Genomic DNA, 17,689 nt, shown 5'->3' with positions numbered 1-17,689 from the left:
TGTGGTAGCTAAAGGTTAATGCCTAAAGTCAGCCATTAACGCCGGTATACCAGGTAACATGCCTACAATTGCCATTACAGTGGTAAGTAACACAAACATAATAAGTGGAATCACCCAGCGGCTCATTTTAGTTAGCTCTGCGCTGCGCTCTTTACAGCCAATAAGCCCTAGGTTATCAAGTAACATAGTAAGCGACCAACCAAAAGCCGGATTAACTAAGGTTGAGGCAAATACCACAATAGCGGCTGATTGCGTTGTTTTGCCTTCGCGCGTCATTTCCATGCCAGCTTCAAGTAGCGGAATAAACACACCTACAATAAGCGCTACACAAAGCACAGGTTGCCAAATGGCTAAATCCATTGGGTAACCCCATAAGCCAGCAATAATACAAAATACGGCTGTTAAAATGGCGCCAGCCGGAATAGGGCGTTTAGCAATAGCAGCAGGTACAATGTAAGTTCCCCACGATGAGGTAAAGTTAGCACCACCGGCAAGTGAGCCAAATGTTTGTCTAACCGATGCGCTCAGCATGGTGTCGTCGATATTCATTTGTACTTTTTCAGTACGTTGCGGATAGCTTATTTTTTGAAATACTTGATGACCTAAAAAATCTGGTGACCACATAGCAACGGCGAGCACTGCAAATGGTAGTACAACCACAAAGCTTTCAAGCGTTGGCAGGCCAAGCATCCAACCCGTGTTTTCGCCCCACCAGTAAGCTGGGTTCATATTTGGTAAACCCGGAGCAGTATGAAACTCAAACGGTGCACCTAAAGCAAAGGCAACCACGCCACCAATAAGGCAGCTTAACGGCACAGCTAACCAGCGCTTTTTAAAGTGCTCTAATAGCGCATACAATAAAATGGTGGCTAAAATAACAATAAACGCAATATGCGCCATATCAATGGCCTCAGCCCAGGCAAACAGCTTTTTAACCTGCGAAATAGTACCAATAAAGCCTAAATAAATGAGCAGCCCGCCACATACACCTTTACTGGTTAGGCGCGCGAGCATACTTCCTCCCTTGGTTATGGCCAAAATAAAGCCAAAGGCACCAATGAGTAAGCCAAACGCCATAGGGTGGCCGCCAGCTGCAACAACAATAGGAATTAACGGAATAAGCGGGCCGTGAGTACCAGCTAAGTTGGCTGTTGGTAAAATAAAGCCTGAGAATAAGATGATAAAAATAGAGACAATGAGTAATTCGTAGCGCACATTTTCTAAAACAAACGCATCGCTTAAACCAAGAGGTGCTGCAAATGTTGCCGCAATAGCCCCCACCATAACGACTTTACCAATAGTGCCCGCCATTGCAGGAATGGTGTCTTCAAATTCAAATCGGTAATCTCTAAACGGTAAATTAGGACGCCAGCGCTTAGGCTGCATAATTTGTAATTCATGTTCGAGATACTCGTCGCGATTATTAAACTCTGAACTCGGCTTGTGAAGTTGCTCGTAGCTTTGAGCATTCTTGTGCGTGTTTGATGGTGCATCACCGGGTGGTGTAGTTTGCATGCGTTCTCCTGCAACATTGTTGCTTAATCAAATAAATACGGCTTTTGTTAAAGCAAATGAATATTGAGCATGCAGGGTAAATCAGCTTTTAGGCTGGGATGTATAGGCAAAAGGTCGTGCATGGTTGTTTTTAATACAGTTAATCTGACAATCAGCTTTACGTTAAAAATTATAAAACTACACAAACTGATTTAAAGTTATTATAAATCAATGGCTTGATTTTATTTTTAAAGAGTTTGATCTCTGTTTATAGCGGGAAATAGTGTTAATGGCAGGTTATTATCCTTTAGTCTTAGTGGTTGTAAAAGCCGCTTTGTTTGAAAAGCTTATTGGTAGCAGCCGTTAATTTCGTTTTATTTGTGGTGAAATAATACTTCTGTTACTTTCGGATTGTTAATAACAACAATAAAGAATAGAGATGCAACTCAACTCCCCTAAATCAATTGGTATTTTACTTGGTACGCTTTACGGCATATTTATGCGACTGTTTGTAGAGCTAGTCAATGCTTACAATTTAGGTAGCTTAGTCTCTATATCATTTATGTTTTTAGTGCCCGTTGCAATTGGCTATATTCGTATTCACTTTGAGTACAATGAATCAAAAACATTAACTAAAAGGCAAATGGTCACGATTGCTTGGCAGCCTATTTTTGTTTTTTTATTTGTAAGTGTAATTACTTTGCTTGAAGGCAGTATTTGTGTGGCTATGGCTTTGCCTGCTTTTATGTTTTTTGCCAGCATTGGTGGATTACTTGCGGGTTTTGTTAGAAAGCGTGAAATAAAAAAAGCGAATAGTTCTTTATTATCAATCGCGTTGTTACCTATATTGCTCTCACCTATTGAAGTTAATTTTTTAAATTTATCAAAAACATACGAAGTAACAAATTCAATAACTATTAACGCGCCCATCAATGTTGTGTGGCAACAGTTAGCTAATGTGAGTGATATAAAACCACAGGAAGTGCCTTTTTCACTCACTCAATTAATTGGTGTACCAAAGCCATTAAAGGCAAGTATGAATGCTAGCGGTATAGGCGCTGTTCGCACAAGTACTTGGCAAAAAGGCGTTGTGTTTAAAGAAGTAATAACCGACTGGCAACCAAATAAACAGATGCATTATAGATTTGATATAGACCCAGATGCTATTCCCGATGACGCACTCGATAAACACGTAAAACTTGGCGGTGAATACTTTTCTCCACTTTACGGTGGTTATCAGCTAAGTGAAGAAAAAAGCGGCAATACAATTTTAACGTTAAAAACGACCGTGCAAGACAATACAAATTTTGGTATTTATTCACGAATATGGGGAGAGGTGATATTTCAAGATTTCCATCATTCACTTTTAACGTTGATGAAAAACAGAGCTGAAAAGTCACTTATCGCAACTGTTTCTTATAATTAGCTTAAATCATCATATTTTTAAAAAATATTACACGCTAAAAGATAAAGCCTTTGCATTTGCAAAGGCTTTTGTTTTAACTGCTAACTTTTACCAAATCATTTCCACAAATTCAGGGTGGTCGATATACGGGTTACGATTACCTTGAAATTCAAAGGCTGCTTGGTTACGGTCAAGTTCCATTTGGCTTACAGGATCGCTGTTATGCCAGTCAAGCAGCATGGCTACAACCCAGCTTTCAAACACTTGGTTGCTTGAACCATTAAGCACTGCATTACTTGAGGTCGTTTTGGTTTGCCAAGTGCCTATTACATTTTCGTAGCGCGTTGCCATGTAAAAATAAGCACGTGCAAAGTCACCTTTAAATTCGTCAATTGGCTCAAATACAGTACCTGAGTAATTTAATGAACTTGCGGCAGAACCTAATTTACTTCCGTTGGTTGATGTAAATGAAGCGCTTGCTACTTCACCAAATGGGAAATTACTACGTTTTGAGTTTACATAACCGTCGGTTGCGTAAATATGATGCACATCTGAGTTCATTGGCTCAATAGTGCCGCCAAACCAGCTTTTAGGAAATGAATGCTCACGGTTGTAACAGCCGCCTTCTCCACTATAGTTACCACATTGGTCACTCACCGCAGTATAATTGTAGCTATCTGAGCCGTTTGGTTTCTCGCTATACATATCTAAAATGCTGTTATCGTTTTCAAAGTATTTATCACGTGCAGATGAGTCGTAAAAATTCCAAATAGCCGAGTAACCCTGTGCATTATGATCTTTAATAATATTATAAAGCTCAGTTTTTAGTGCATAACCTGATAACCCTTGAGCAGTAACATAGTAGCCAGTGGGTGTCGGGTTGGTCCCGCCGCCATCACCAGAGCCACTACCTAAAGTAAATGCCGTGCTGTCTGTATTATTAAAACTTGCACCGCTAGCAAGTGTGGTAGAGCCTTGCTTAAGCGCATAGTTGCCATTACCTGTTGAACAACACATGCCATCGCCGTAGCTGTCGCTAATAACAAGTGTGTAAGTACCATCAGTTAGGCATATTTGCTCATCATACTGAGTGTTTGATGCGTAACCACTGCCGTTAGCAACAGCGCTACCTTGATTGTTATTAACGGCCCAGCTAGTTTCGCTACCGTAATTATCGGTGTTAAGCGTTAAGGTAAGGCTATTGTCGGTGCAACTTGTTGATGCGTTGCCATCAGTATTTGGTAAAAAGTTATCTACGTATACGGTTTCGCTGCCATCAAATCCACTTACATCGTAAAACCTAAGCCCAATACTAATTGTTTTATCACTGCTTGCTGTATAGCTATGGCTAATTGTTTGCCATTGGTTAGTTTGTGCTTGATTTGAATAGCCTTGATAGCCATCTACATATAAGCGCGCTTTAATTTTACCTTCGGTGTGGTAAACATCAGCCGAAAAGTTATAGGTTTTACCAGCTTCTACAGCAACCTGTTGTAGTAAATCAGTGTTACTTTGCGATCCTGTTGTTACATTGACAGCAGCAGAGCTACTACCGCTTTTAACTGTACTAGTTGAGCGCGTTAAGCTGATTCCGCTATCAATAGTGCTCCAAGAGCTAGGTGAATTACCTGACCATTGTTCAAATCCGCCATTAGCTACATTGGCCATTACAGGTAATGAGCCAAGTAACAAAGCGGTACTAAGTAGTTTATTTTTATATTTCCCGTGTAACATAGTTGTTCCTATTTTTATTTTGAATGAAGAATATACCCTACATTAGTTAGGTTGCAAAATTGTTAATTTAAAGTGCAGTAAAAAGCAATAATAAGTCTTTAATCTGTTTTTGAAGGTATTTTTATAAATTAATAACTAAATGGAATATCAAAGCAGATTCTATTCTTTTTTTATCTATGCTGAGCCCGTTATCCTACTAACTTAGAAAACCTCAACAGATACGCTCTGGATGAGGTAAAACTCATTTTTAACAATACACAAAGTGTGTTGTGTTTAATTTTCAGGGTTATGGGGAATCGATTCATGTTGTTAGGTCAACTAAATGCTGCGGCAAGCCCGCTATCGCAAGATCAAGTACAAAAGCTGCAAGGTTTAGTGGCTGAACTTAATCCAATTCAACAAGCGTGGGTAAGTGGTTACTTAGCTGCAAATGCTAATTCGGCTGCGTTAGGTGCTCCTACGGCAGGCGTACCGGCTGCGGGTGATGCAGCAGCGCTAACTATTTTATATGGTTCGCAAACAGGTAACGCAAAAGGTGTAGCTACCAAAATGAAAGAGCAGGCTGAGTCGCGAGGCTTAGCAGTTAAGCTTGTTAGCATGTCAGATTACAAACCAACAGCCCTGAAAAAAGAAAAGTTTTTAACTATCGTTGTATCTACTTACGGCGAAGGTGAGCCACCAGAAGACGCAGAAACACTCCACGAATTTTTAGCCACTAAAAAAGCGCCAAAACTAGACGATGTAAAAATAGCGGTTATTGGCTTAGGTGATTCTAGCTATGAGTTTTTCTGCCAGACAGCAAAAGATTTTGAAGAGCGTTTAAATAAACTCGGTGCACAAACTATCTATCAACGTGCTGATTTAGATGTAGATTACGAAGATGAAGCCGCTACGTGGATCGCCGGTGCAGTTGATGCATTTGAACCTGATTTAAAAGCGCAGCAAGAGGCCGCTGGTGGTCAAGTTGTATCAATGCCATTTGGCGCTCCTCCCGCTGCAGCAAGCCAATATACAAAACAAAATCCATTTGAAGCAGAGCTATTAACTGTTCAAAAAATTACCGGTCGCGACTCGACTAAAGATGTACGCCACGTTGAAATTTCGCTTGAAGGTTCTGACATTACTTACACGCCAGGTGATTCATTAGGTGTGTACTTTTTAAATGACGATGTATTAGTTGATGAAGTACTTACACTTACTCAAATAGATGCAACAAGCATTGTAAAAGTAGGTGATGAAGAGCTAAGCGTACGCGATGCACTTATTGAAAAACTAGAGCTGACTCAGTCGTACCCAGGTTTTGTAGAAAAATACGCAACAGCAACAGGTACGCCTGAATTATTAAAGCTTGTAGAAGATAAAGCTGCAATGCGTGCGTATATTGAACCTCGCCAAATATTTGATGTGATTCGCCAAAATCCAGCAAAAATTGATGCGCAAACATTAGTAGATTGCCTACGTAAACTACAAGCTCGTTTGTACTCAATTGCATCTAGCCAAGCTGAGGTTGAAGACGAAGTACACTTAACACTAGGTCTAGTGCAGTTTGATGCATTTGATAGCGAGCATTTAGGTGGCTGTACTGGTTACTTAACTCGTCGTGCAGAAGAAGGTTGTAAAGTTAAAGTATTTAGCGAACACAACGACAATTTCCGCCTACCAACTAACGATGATACACCGGTGATTATGGTTGGTCCTGGTACGGGTATTGCGCCGTTCCGTGCATTTTTACAAGAGCGTGATTCGCGTCAAGCACAAGGCAAAAACTGGTTGTTCTTTGGTAACCCACATTTCACTCAAGACTTTTTATACCAAGTAGAAATACAGGGTTATTTAAAATCGGGTTTACTTAACAAAGTAGATGTTGCATTTAGCCGTGACCAAGCAAAAAAAGTATACGTACAAGACAAATTACGCAGTAACAGTAAAGACGTGTTTGAGTGGTTAGAAGCCGGCGCTCACTTTTATATTTGTGGCGATGCAAATCGCATGGCAAAAGATGTACACAACGCCTTACTTGATATCGTTAAAGAAAACACAGGCAAGAGCAATGAAGACGCAGAGCAATATTTAAAAGATTTGCGTAGCGCAAACCGCTATCAGAAAGACGTGTATTAATCACGTTTCTTATTTTATTTAACAGCTAGCAGCCGTCACTGTAACAAATTTAGGATTTAAAATGAGCGAACAAGATAAAAACGTAAAACTTTCTGATAACGAACGTTTGAAAAGAGAAAGCAACTTTTTACGTGGCACCATAGAGCAAGACTTAAAAGACGAAATTACCGGTGGTTTTACTGCCGATAACTTTCAGTTAATACGTTTTCATGGCATGTACCAACAAGATGACCGCGATATACGTGGTGAGCGCGCTAAGCAAAAGCTAGAGCCGCTACATAATGTAATGTTACGTGCACGTATGCCTGGCGGTATTATTAAGCCAGAGCAGTGGTTAGCAATTGATAAGTTTGCTGATGAAAAAACAAGCTACGGCAGCATTCGTTTAACTACGCGTCAAACGTTTCAGTTTCATGGTGTATTAAAGCCGAATATTAAAGGCATGCACCAAATGCTTAACAGCGTAGGTATAGACTCTATTGCAACTGCGGGCGATGTTAACCGTAACGTGCTTTGTACTACTAACCCTGTTGAGTCTGAGTTACACCAAGAAGCTTACGACTGGGCTGCAAAAATTTCTGAACATTTATTACCAAAAACGAAAGCGTATGCTGAAATTTGGCTAAATGGCGAAAAGGCAGAAACCACAGAAGAGCCAATTTTAGGATCTAACTACTTACCGCGTAAATTTAAAACAACGGTAACCATTCCGCCTAATAACGAAGTTGATGTGCATGCGAATGACTTAAACTTTGTGGCAATTGCTGATAACGGCAAGCTTGTTGGCTTTAACGTACTTGTTGGTGGTGGCCTTGCCATGACTCACGGTGATACGGCTACGTATCCGCGTAAGGCTGATGACTTTGGCTTTATTACGCTCGAAGATACCTTAAAAATTGCAGAGCATGTTGTATCTGTGCAGCGCGATTGGGGTAATCGTTCAAACCGTAAAAATGCAAAAACTAAATACACATTAGACCGTGTTGGCGTTGATGTATTTAAAGCAGAAGTAGAAAAACGCTCAGGCGTTACATTTGCACCAAGCCGCCCATTTGAGTTTACTCATCGTGGCGATCGTATTGGTTGGGTTGAAGGCATTGATGGTAAGCACCACTTAACGCTATTTATTCAAAGTGGTCGTATTTTAGACTACCCAGGCAAGCCGCTTAAAACAGGTTGTCGTAAAATCGCAGAAGTTCACCAAGGTGACATGCGTATGACGGCAAACCAAAACTTAATTATTGCTGGCGTACCTGCAGATCAAAAAGCCGTGATTGAAGAAATTGCTCGTAGTCATGGCCTGATTGACGACAAAGATTCGCAGCAGCGTAAAAATTCTATGGCGTGTGTTTCACTGCCAACGTGCCCACTTGCAATGGCCGAAGCAGAGCGTTACTTACCAAGCCTAGTAGAAAAAACTGAAGCATTACTTGCCAAGCACGGTATACCAGATGACAGCATTATTATGCGCGTTGTAGGTTGCCCTAACGGTTGTGGCCGCGCAATGCTTGCAGAAGCTGGTTTAGTGGGTAAAGGGCCAGGTAAGTACAACGTTTACCTAGGTGGTAATTTAGAAGGTACACGTATTCCTAAATTGTACCTTGAGAACGTAGGCGAAGACGTTTACCTAGAAGCATTCGATAAGCTCATTGGGCAATGGGCAAAAGAGCGCAATGACGGTGAGTGTTTTGGTGACTTTGTTATACGCAAAGGCATAGTTGCTGAAGTAAAAGTATCAGTAACCGATTTTCACGCTTAATTAAATACCAGCGCCAAAGCGCTGGTGAGGTTTGGAATTTACCATGAGTGAATTTAAAAACATTTTACAGCTAGATAAACAAAGCCAAGCGGCTATGTTAGCTGATGCTAATGGTTTGCTAGCGAATATGAGCGCAGAACAGCGTGTTGCATGGGCGCTTGATAACTTGCCTAATACGGCTTTTTTATCATCTAGCTTTGGTATTCAAGCGGCAGTAATGCTGCATTTAATGACCTCACAACGTCCAGATATTCCCGTTGTATTAACCGATACAGGCTATTTATTTCCTGAAACGTATCAGTTTATTGAACAAATGAGTGAGCGTCTATCACTAAACTTAAAGGTGTATAGAGCGCAGCTAAGTCCAGCATGGCAAGAAGCTAAGTTTGGCAAGTTGTGGGAGCAAGGCGAGGACGGCATTAAGCAATATAACCAGCTTAATAAAGTTGAGCCGATGACCCGCGCACTTAAAGAGATAGAAGCGGGCACGTGGTTTAGTGGTTTGCGTCGCGATCAATCATCTACACGTGCTGATAAACAGTTTGTAGAAATAAGCCGTGGTACCGTTAAAGTGTACCCGATTATTGAATGGTCTAACCGCGACGTGTATCAGTACCTGACTAAGCATGATTTACCTTACCACCCATTATGGGAACAAGGTTATGTGTCGATGGGTGACGTACATACAACACGTAAGTTAGAACCAGGAATGACAGAGGAAGAAACTCGCTTTTTTGGTTTAAACCGAGAATGTGGACTACACATGGATGGTGACGGTATTTAACGTCACTACGATGCAGTTAAATCGCAAATAAATACGCAGCTTCGGCTGCGTTTTTATTTTCTTTTATTCGGGTAGAAAAAATTGCCTAATTAAGTATTTTTTATTAGACTCAAGGCATTAAAGGATTAATTAAAGCAGGAACGCTATGAAATACTTTACCTACTTAGCTATATCAATCATGGCTATTGCAGTCATCTCTTTGTTTTATTTAAAAAAGCCTGATGGTCAAACATGGCTTTCTGCATCATCAATTAGCAATGAATCTCAGCAAATTAAAGAAAAAATGGTCGCGCTATCTAGCAATACTTTGGACCAAGCAGTGCTGGGCGTTAAGCAAGCTGGCGATAAAATTGCGAGCAGTATTTCTGATGAACCAATTGCTACAAATGCCACCTCAAGTGGTAAAATTTTTAAGTGGCAAGACGAAACAGGCCAATGGCACTTTTCTGATACACCTAACCCACATGCAAAAAGTATTGAAGTAAAACTCGATCCTAAAGATATTACTGTTATTGCTGCAGAAGACACGTCTATTTTAAATACCTCTTCAACTCCAAACACAATGTCGGCTGCACCAGAGGGGATCAGTATTTTGAACCCAGATTCGGTTAAAAAGCTATTTAATGACGCCGAAAATGTAAAAGACAAACTAGAAAAACGTAATAAAGAAATTAATAATTTAAGTGCACTTTAATTATTTAGAGTGAGTGCTTTTATTGTTTTTTAAATAACGTTTTTCGGCTTCCATCAATAATACTGTTAAATATATTTTAGTGGGAAGCGACAGCAGCACGCCTACAGCAATGCATGCCGCCGCTATAATTATTCCTTTAATACCATGATTAACAGTGAAGTAGTTCGATACAATTAACGTATGGCCAGTCACGATAAGGCACAACCCAAGCACTATTGATGTTTTAAGCAGTCTAATTATCATTGTTGGCGACATAGTTACCTCACTAAGAGTAGCCCTAGGGCCTGTTTATCTTTCGAGGTTAAATTTGCAGCAGTGTGTTTGGTATTTAGGCAAGGCAGAGCCTATGTAGTGTGGTTATTCCCCATGAATAGGCGTTAACGTGGAATAAATGCCAAGCATGCGCTGCCCGAAGGGTTCTGCCTAGGGGCTATTTACTCTTTGTTGCCTACATGGATGTAGGTAAGGGGCGTGAGCAGGACGCGGAAGCTTTGCTCGGTTTTTACTTAGCCCACTAGGTTACAAACCTCACGCCGCGATTAAATAGCCCTAGGTTGAACAAATTTTAATCCTGAAAGGTCAACAGGCCCTAGTGTAGGCACGCTTTAAATGCTTAGCATTGATTTAAGACAACAAACAGCAAATATAAAAAAGCCCAGCTTATTACTAAGCTGGGCTTTTAGATGTATTAACTACTGTCTTTGTTAGTCGAGCATATTACGCAGTACATATTGTAAAATGCCGCCGTGTTTATAGTAATCCCACTCTTTAGGGGTATCAATACGTACGTCTGCACTCAAGGTTACTTTTTTACCTTCGGCATTTGTAGCAATAACGGTAACTTCATCGGTTTTATCGTACAGGCCATCAATATCAAATTGTTCTTGCCCTGTTAACCCGTGTGACTCGTAGCTTTCACCTTCTTTAAATTGCAGAGGTAATACACCCATACCAATTAAGTTAGAGCGATGAATACGTTCATAGCTTTGTGCTACAACGGCTTTAACGCCTAATAAAAGTGAACCTTTAGCAGCCCAGTCACGAGATGAACCCGTGCCATATTCTTTGCCCGCTAAAATAATGAGTGGAGTATTATTTTTTTGATACTCCATTGCTGCATCATAAATGCTCTCTAGCGTATCGCCGGGTTGAGTACGTGTTACGCCGCCCTCAGTACCAGGAGCTAGTAAGTTTTTAAGGCGCACATTAGCGAACGTTCCTCGCATCATTACTTCGTGATTACCACGGCGTGAGCCGTACGAGTTAAATTGCGCTTTATCTACACCTTTCTCTTGCAAGTATAAACCTGCTGGCGCTTCTGCTTTAATAGCACCCGCTGGAGAAATATGGTCAGTGGTTACTGAATCTCCAAGTTTAGCTAAACAACGTGCACCTTCAATAGAAGGAATGCCCGGTGGTTCTACTTTCATACCATCAAAAAAGGGTGCTTTTTTAATGTAGGTAGATGCATCATCCCAATCGTAAAGTTTGCCATCCGGTATTTTAATTTGCTGCCAACGGCTATCGCCTTCGTAAACGTTAGCGTAGCTTTTTTCAAACATTTCTTTAGTTACGGTTTCTTTAACTAAGTCACTTACTTCTTTAACGCTTGGCCAAATGTTTTTAAGGTAAATATCGTTACCGTTAGCATCTTGAGCAAGGGGTTCGTTGTATACGTCAATATCGGTTCTACCTGCAATGGCATAAGCTACGACAAGCGGAGGAGAGGCTAAAAAGTTCATTTTAACATCTTGGTGAATACGCCCTTCAAAGTTACGGTTACCCGATAAAATAGAGCTCACTACTAATTTATGTTTTTGAATCGCGTCTGATATTTCAGTTGCAAGTGGCCCTGAATTACCAATACACGTAGTACAGCCGTAGCCAACTAAGTTAAAGCCTAGGCTTTCTAGGTCATCCATCAGGCCTGCTTTTTCTAGGTAGTCGGTAACTACTTTTGAGCCTGGAGCAAGTGATGTTTTAACCCAAGGTTTTACATTAATGCCTAACTGTTTCGCTTTTTTAGCAACCAAACCAGCAGCTAAAATAACACTTGGATTAGAGGTGTTGGTACAGCTGGTAATTGCGGCAATAACACAAGCGCCATCGTTTAGCTCAAACTCTTGGCCTTTAAATTTAACCTTAGCGGCACCCATAAACTGCGCTTCGTTAACTGGCTCATCTGGATTTGTTGTCGGTCCTTCACTCTCAATACGAGCTTGTTCTTCATCGCTTTTATCACGACGAGCCATACGTTCGTCTTGGAAGCCTTTTAAATGATCGCCAATAACTTTGCCAGCTTCGTTTAAGGCAATTCTATCTTGTGGGCGTTTAGGGCCTGCAAGGCTTGGTACAACGTCATCTAATTTAAGCTCAAGTGTATCGGTATAATTAGCTTCGTCGCCATCGTTACGCCATAAGCCTTGATGCTTAGCGTAATCTTCAATTACTTTTAAGTGTTTTTCGTCGCGGTTTGTTAAGCGAAGGTAGTTAATGGTCTCATCATCAATTGGAAAAATACCACACGTAGCGCCGTATTCTGGTGCCATATTGGCTATGGTTGCTCTATCAGCAAGTGGTAGGTCGGCAAGGCCGTCACCATAAAATTCTACAAATTTACCCACTACGCCATGATTACGCAGTATTTCGGTTACTGTTAACACTAAATCGGTTGCGGTAGTACCTTCAGGTAAACGTCCGCTTAGCTTCATACCTACTACTTGTGGAATGAGTAAGCTAATTGGCTGACCAAGCATGGCTGCTTCAGCTTCAATGCCGCCTACACCCCAGCCAAGCACACCTAAGCCATTAATCATGGTGGTGTGAGAGTCAGTCCCTACAAGCGTATCTGGGTAAGCGAATTTTTTTCCGTCGCGCTCTTCATTAAAAACAACGCGCGCTAAGTATTCTAGGTTTACTTGGTGAACAATGCCGGTTGCTGGTGGCACTACTTTTAAATTATCAAAAGCGGTTTGTCCCCAACGTAAAAATTCATAACGTTCTTTATTTCGGTCGTACTCAAGTTTTGCATTTAAATCAAATGCACCATCATTTCCGTAGCCATCTACTTGTACCGAATGGTCAATCACAAGTTCAGCAGGCGATAACGGGTTTATTTTTGCAGGATCTCCACCTAGCTTTTCCATTGCGTCACGCATCGCGGCTAAATCTACAATAGCGGGTACGCCGGTAAAATCTTGCATAACAACACGGGCGGGAGTAAAGGCAACTTCAGATGCAGGCTTTGCTTGAGGATCCCAATTAAGAAGGGCTTGAATGTCTTGTTCTTTTATATTTACGCCATCTTCGTTACGAAGAAGGTTTTCAAGTAGTACTTTTAAGGAAAAGGGCAATCGTTTCGCTTTGTCGCCAAGTCCTTTTAGAGAATGAATATGATATTGCTCACCATTTATTGTGAGCTGATGTTGGGTATCGAAACTATTATTCATTATTTGCCCCTTTATGAATTATAAAAATGTTTTGAAGAGTGACCTCTGTAGTGTTCGAGTTGCAAAGTACATACCAGTGTAAAAAATCGCGTTTAGAGAACGAATTTTATACAGTTATTATAGTAGAGATGATGCTGAAAAATTTAATTTCAAGAGATGATTTAAAAGAAGAGATAGGGTCAAAAGTTATTTCGACCCTTATTAATTACTGTAACCAACCTTGTTGCTTACCTTTAATACTCAAGCAAAGTAAAGCGATGGCAATAATGATTACAAAAATAGGCATAAATACCGCACTTGCGCCAAGTAGCTCAATACTATTTATGACCACAAAATTATAATATTGCTGAATTAAAATAGCGCCGAGCGATAGCGCAAAAGTAGGTGTTGCCAGCGCGTTTTTAGCAAGTAAAAACAGACAACCCAAAGTGCTTCCAAATACAGCTACAGCAAATGCAATGGTTGACCAAAGAGGGATGTCAGAGTAGGCAGCTTGTTGATCTAAAGGAAGTTTACCTATCATTTCGGGTGTCATCATCATGTGCATAGCAAATGCAATAACGCCAAGTAAGTTCCATACGAGTGCCGCCCATACAACGGGTTTAAACCAATTTTTAGGTGTGTTTACAGACATTTTATAACCTTGTTTTTATTATTAATTAGGTTATTAAAGAGTAAAAAGGCCAACTATACAAGTTGGCCTTTTTATATAAAAAGAGTGCTTTTAAATGCTTAACCAAATGAAATAGGACGACGACCTGTTTTATCATCTACTTTTGGTTTTTTAGTTCGCTTACGCTTACTTTTAGCTGGTTGATTTGTTGGTTGTGGTGCAGCTTGCTTTGACTCTGCTTGAGTTTGTACCGCAGGTTTTTCTGCAGGGATTGCATCTTCACTTAGTGAGAGTTTAAAAAACTCACCATCAAACTCTAGTACATCACCACTGTATAATTTTTTCCGTTTAATTGTACAAATTTCATGGTTAACACCCACATAGCCTTCAGTAATTAGGTTTTTAGCTTGGCCGCCACCTTCAACTAAGTTTAGTACTTTTAATAATTTACAGAGCTCAATCGGCTCTTCTTCTAATTCTATTTCTATGTATTCTTCGTTCATATTTGCTCTCGGTGGGGGTAACGCACAAGCTGTAGTATAAAGGCTTGCAGCTACTTTTGCACCAAAGCAAGTAACTTTAGCTAATTGTAATAGGGAAATAACGACGAAAGTTTTTATGTATTTTATCTGTCTTTAAAAAAACTGAAGCAATTGAAGAGTAATATTTGCTGCAGTTAGTTTTACGTATGGCCTGCTAATTGCTAAAACTTTGGCGGAATAAATATTTTTCATTAAATGGAGTAGGAAATGGGCGTAAGATTAGCAATGAAAAAAGAGCTAATGGGATTAGATAATTCAGGTATGTTAACTGCTGACGATGTTAGAGAGCACCTTGCTAATTCTGTAAAAAAGCAAGCTGATCAAGGTGAGCGCGGTTTTTCTGTAATTTCAAAATTCAATGATACCCATAGCCGTTTAGCTAGTGGTGATGCCACGAGAAAAACAAAACTTGAATTTGAACGTCATCGTTTATTTAAAGAAGTTTTATATACTCGCAAAAGTGTTGATGCTTGGTTAGATAGCCAAACAAATTAAATTGCGATAAATAGTTACCTTTAATAGACTACAATTGTAATCAAAAAGGGGTAACTATGAAAAGTGGAATTTTAATATGTGTGTTGGCATTACTATTAGCTGCGTGCCAACAACCTACCGTGTATGTATTTAGTGAAAACTTGCAAGATGAACAGCGCAACCAGCTCGATGCTGCGCTAAAAGCACAATCGCTCCCTTATGAATATGTAGAGCTGGCAATCCCACCTGATTTTGGTGAAGCCACATTACTCTTATCAAGTGATAAGATTTATCCTAAAGAAACTGAGCAACTTGCGGCTATAATGCAAGAGCTAGGTTACAAGCCACAAGTTAACTACACGACTCGTTCAAATCATTTTTATGGTGATGGCAATATAGGCTTTTATTTAAAGAATATAATGGCGGGTACTACCTTTGTTATGCCTAAAAAGTTACGAACAACTCAATGCAGCGAAGAGAAGTACAATGATTTACTTGTTACATTTACAGATAAATATGCTGACTTTAGTTTACCCAGTGGCGCTGTTGTAAGGTTAGGTTGGGAGTTTTTATACGGTTACGTTGTTATTTATTATAAAACCTATTCGCAAACATATCGTCATTCACAGCCGTTTGTAAATACCCCCTTTGGTGCCAAGCCTTCAGATACTTACACTTTTACTGCGCACGTTAATAAGCCCAGTTGGCTTGATTGCTCATTGCAAATTGTTTATATGGATTGAACTAACCGTGAGTTTCTATATGCTCGCTTAATTTGGCAATGCGCAGGCTCATACCTTCAATAATTCGGTCTTTAATTTTTTCGCGGATAACATTAGGTAGGCGGGTGAGTGCTTCAGGGGTAATGGCAAGTACTATGGTGTCGGTTTTAGCGCGAGCACTGGTACTGCGCTCTCGGTTATTTATAAAGGCACCTTCACCTATAAATTCACCGGGCTCTATAGTGCCAAGTTCTAGTAAATGGTTATGCTTAAATACTAATAATGCGCCGCTAAGTACAATGTACAAGCGCTTGTCGTTATCGTATTGCTTAAATAAAAATTGATGCTGGCTTACTAAATATAACAGGCCGAACGACTCCAATAAGACTTGGCGCTCGCTGAGCGTAAATTCTTTAAAAAAGTGCAGCCTGTTTATAATCTCCATTTGTTTGAATAATGGAATATGTTCGATTAGCTTCATCAATAACCAAATGTGTTAAAAGCGTTTAATCAGCTAATATTGCGCTCTTTTAATTTTCGGGTCAACGTGTTACGTCCCCAACCAATTTTTATAGCTGCATCTTGCTTATGACCAGAGCAATTAGCCAGGGCTGTTTTTATTAAGCGAGTTTCTAGCTGAGCTTGAATGTCAGGCCAAATATTTTCTTTGCCTTTTTTTAGCTCTTGATTAAGCCATTGTTGGAATGCATCGAGCCAATCACCTTCTTCTTGGGTTGGTGAAGCATCCAGAATCTCCGGCGGTAAATCTTGCTCGCTTACAAGCTCACCCGGTGCCATAACTGTCAGCCAACGACACGTATTTTCTAATTGGCGTACATTACCTGGCCAATTAAATAAACGTAATTGCTCAGTCGCTTTAGGGCTCAGTACTTTACTTTCTACTTGTAGCTCTTTAGCGCTTTTATGTAAAAAGTGTTGCGATAAGCTTTCTATATCTTCAGTACGCTCTCGAAGAGCGGGTAAACGTAGGCGCACAACATTAAGACGATGAAATAAATCATCCCTAAACTTGCCTTGTTTAACTAAATCTTCAAGGTTTTGGTGCGTAGCTGCAATAATGCGTACGTCCACTTTTATACTTTGATGGCCACCAACGCGATAAAACTCACCATCGGCAAGAACGCGTAATAAACGTGTTTGCACATCAAGTGGCATATCACCAATTTCATCTAAAAATAGTGTACCGCCATTGGCTTGCTCAAAGCGGCCTTTACGTACGCTATCGGCGCCCGTAAATGCGCCTTTTTCGTGGCCAAATAACTCTGACTCAACAAGCTCTTTTGGAATGGCCGCCATGTTAAGTGCAATAAATTGATTTTCTTTACGTGGGCTATGGTTGTGCAGGGCGCTGGCGACAAGTTCTTTACCTGTGCCAGATTCACCATTTATTAATACGCTCATGCTTGAGGCCGATAGTTTACCTATCGCTCTAAACACTTCTTGCATAGCGGGTGCTTCACCAATAATGTGGGCACTTTTTGGTGGAGCTTGCTTTCGCTTAGTTTTTTTAGTGGAGTTTGCTCTGCATGCGCTTTCGACTAGCGCCACTGCTTCGTTTAAATCAAACGGCTTAGCTAGGTATTCAAAAGCACCTTTTTGAAATGCATTAACTGCAGAGTCCAAATCTGAGTGGGCAGTCATTATAATAACTGGCAGCCCAGGGTTTTGCTCTGCTATAAGCTCAAGCAACGCCATGCCATCCATACCAGGCATTCGTACGTCCGAAACTAAAACAGTAGGTTGACTAAACTTTAATGCGCTTAATACATCTTGCGCATTAGCAAAGCTTTCTGCGTTAAACCCTGCACGGGTTAGTGCTTTTTCAAGTACAAATCGAATAGAAGCATCATCATCTACAAGCCAAACTGTTTTCATGCAAA

Annotated in this window: 15 protein-coding genes; 7 read left to right on the top strand and 8 right to left on the bottom strand. The window is 40.4% G+C overall.

What is annotated here, in order from left to right; all coding sequences use genetic code 11:
• Window positions 1–15 precede the first annotated feature (15 nt).
• Entirely contained in the window at window positions 16–1,515 is a 1,500-nt protein-coding gene (locus tag GQR53_RS08295; RefSeq protein WP_165743542.1) for a DUF3360 family protein, read from the bottom strand.
• Window positions 1,516–1,933: 418 nt separating this feature from the next.
• Between GQR53_RS08295 and GQR53_RS08290 the strand changes: the two genes are divergently transcribed.
• Window positions 1,934–2,920, top strand: coding sequence for a hypothetical protein (locus GQR53_RS08290; RefSeq protein ID WP_138489930.1), 987 nt, complete (start codon window positions 1,934–1,936; stop codon window positions 2,918–2,920).
• A gap of 87 nt (window positions 2,921–3,007) precedes the next feature.
• Here the strand turns inward: GQR53_RS08290 and GQR53_RS08285 are convergent, their stop codons facing one another.
• The gene (locus GQR53_RS08285; RefSeq protein WP_165743540.1) at window positions 3,008–4,633 is read right to left on the bottom strand and encodes an endonuclease; all 1,626 of its coding nucleotides are present in this window, start codon (window positions 4,631–4,633) and stop codon (window positions 3,008–3,010) included.
• A 303-nt stretch (window positions 4,634–4,936) separates the two neighbouring features.
• Here GQR53_RS08285 and GQR53_RS08280 point away from each other — a divergent pair, with 303 nt between their 5' ends.
• From GQR53_RS08280 to GQR53_RS08265, 4 genes are all read left to right on the top strand, one after another.
• Window positions 4,937–6,751: an assimilatory sulfite reductase (NADPH) flavoprotein subunit gene (locus GQR53_RS08280; protein WP_165743538.1), complete on the top strand. Its 1,815-nt coding sequence runs from the start codon at window positions 4,937–4,939 to the stop codon at window positions 6,749–6,751.
• Between the two features lie 61 nt (window positions 6,752–6,812).
• Entirely contained in the window at window positions 6,813–8,510 is a 1,698-nt protein-coding gene (gene cysI / locus GQR53_RS08275; protein ID WP_002961104.1) for an assimilatory sulfite reductase (NADPH) hemoprotein subunit, read from the top strand.
• 43 nt (window positions 8,511–8,553) lie between these two features.
• Complete coding sequence (locus tag GQR53_RS08270; protein WP_002961106.1) at window positions 8,554–9,294, top strand: phosphoadenylyl-sulfate reductase; 741 nt, start codon at window positions 8,554–8,556, stop codon at window positions 9,292–9,294.
• Between the two features lie 145 nt (window positions 9,295–9,439).
• The gene (locus GQR53_RS08265; protein ID WP_165743535.1) at window positions 9,440–9,988 is read left to right on the top strand and encodes a DUF4124 domain-containing protein; all 549 of its coding nucleotides are present in this window, start codon (window positions 9,440–9,442) and stop codon (window positions 9,986–9,988) included.
• Here the strand turns inward: GQR53_RS08265 and GQR53_RS08260 are convergent, their stop codons facing one another.
• The 4 genes from GQR53_RS08260 to GQR53_RS08245 form a co-directional block, all read right to left on the bottom strand.
• Entirely contained in the window at window positions 9,989–10,243 is a 255-nt protein-coding gene (locus GQR53_RS08260; RefSeq protein WP_165743533.1) for a hypothetical protein, read from the bottom strand.
• A 449-nt stretch (window positions 10,244–10,692) separates the two neighbouring features.
• Window positions 10,693–13,437, bottom strand: coding sequence for an aconitate hydratase AcnA (gene acnA / locus GQR53_RS08255; RefSeq protein WP_165743531.1), 2,745 nt, complete (start codon window positions 13,435–13,437; stop codon window positions 10,693–10,695).
• Window positions 13,438–13,642: 205 nt separating this feature from the next.
• Window positions 13,643–14,071, bottom strand: coding sequence for a hypothetical protein (locus GQR53_RS08250; protein WP_039488637.1), 429 nt, complete (start codon window positions 14,069–14,071; stop codon window positions 13,643–13,645).
• Between the two features lie 98 nt (window positions 14,072–14,169).
• Window positions 14,170–14,553 (bottom strand): RNA-binding S4 domain-containing protein, encoded by a 384-nt coding sequence (locus GQR53_RS08245; protein ID WP_002961114.1) that lies wholly within the window; start codon window positions 14,551–14,553, stop codon window positions 14,170–14,172.
• A gap of 246 nt (window positions 14,554–14,799) precedes the next feature.
• On the opposite strand from GQR53_RS08245, the gene GQR53_RS08240 reads away from it, so the two are divergent.
• Window positions 14,800–15,087 (top strand): hypothetical protein, encoded by a 288-nt coding sequence (locus GQR53_RS08240; RefSeq protein ID WP_165743529.1) that lies wholly within the window; start codon window positions 14,800–14,802, stop codon window positions 15,085–15,087.
• Window positions 15,088–15,143: 56 nt separating this feature from the next.
• Window positions 15,144–15,809 carry a hypothetical protein gene (locus GQR53_RS08235; RefSeq protein WP_165743527.1) on the top strand — a complete coding sequence of 222 codons (666 nt, stop codon included), beginning with the start codon at window positions 15,144–15,146 and terminating at the stop codon, window positions 15,807–15,809.
• 1 nt (window position 15,810) lies between these two features.
• On the opposite strand, the gene GQR53_RS08230 is transcribed toward GQR53_RS08235, so the two are convergent.
• Both GQR53_RS08230 and ntrC read right to left on the bottom strand, forming a co-directional pair.
• Window positions 15,811–16,269, bottom strand: coding sequence for a cyclic nucleotide-binding domain-containing protein (locus GQR53_RS08230; protein WP_002961116.1), 459 nt, complete (start codon window positions 16,267–16,269; stop codon window positions 15,811–15,813).
• Window positions 16,270–16,298: 29 nt separating this feature from the next.
• The gene (gene ntrC, locus GQR53_RS08225; protein ID WP_002961117.1) at window positions 16,299–17,684 is read right to left on the bottom strand and encodes a nitrogen regulation protein NR(I); all 1,386 of its coding nucleotides are present in this window, start codon (window positions 17,682–17,684) and stop codon (window positions 16,299–16,301) included.
• Window positions 17,685–17,689: the final 5 nt, after the last annotated feature.

Source organism: Pseudoalteromonas sp. Z9A6 (genome assembly GCF_011378805.1).
GTDB classification, from domain to species: Bacteria; Pseudomonadota; Gammaproteobacteria; order Enterobacterales; family Alteromonadaceae; genus Pseudoalteromonas; species Pseudoalteromonas distincta.
Note: the sequence above shows the minus strand (reverse complement) of the source record. Positions and strands in the feature narration are given on the sequence as shown.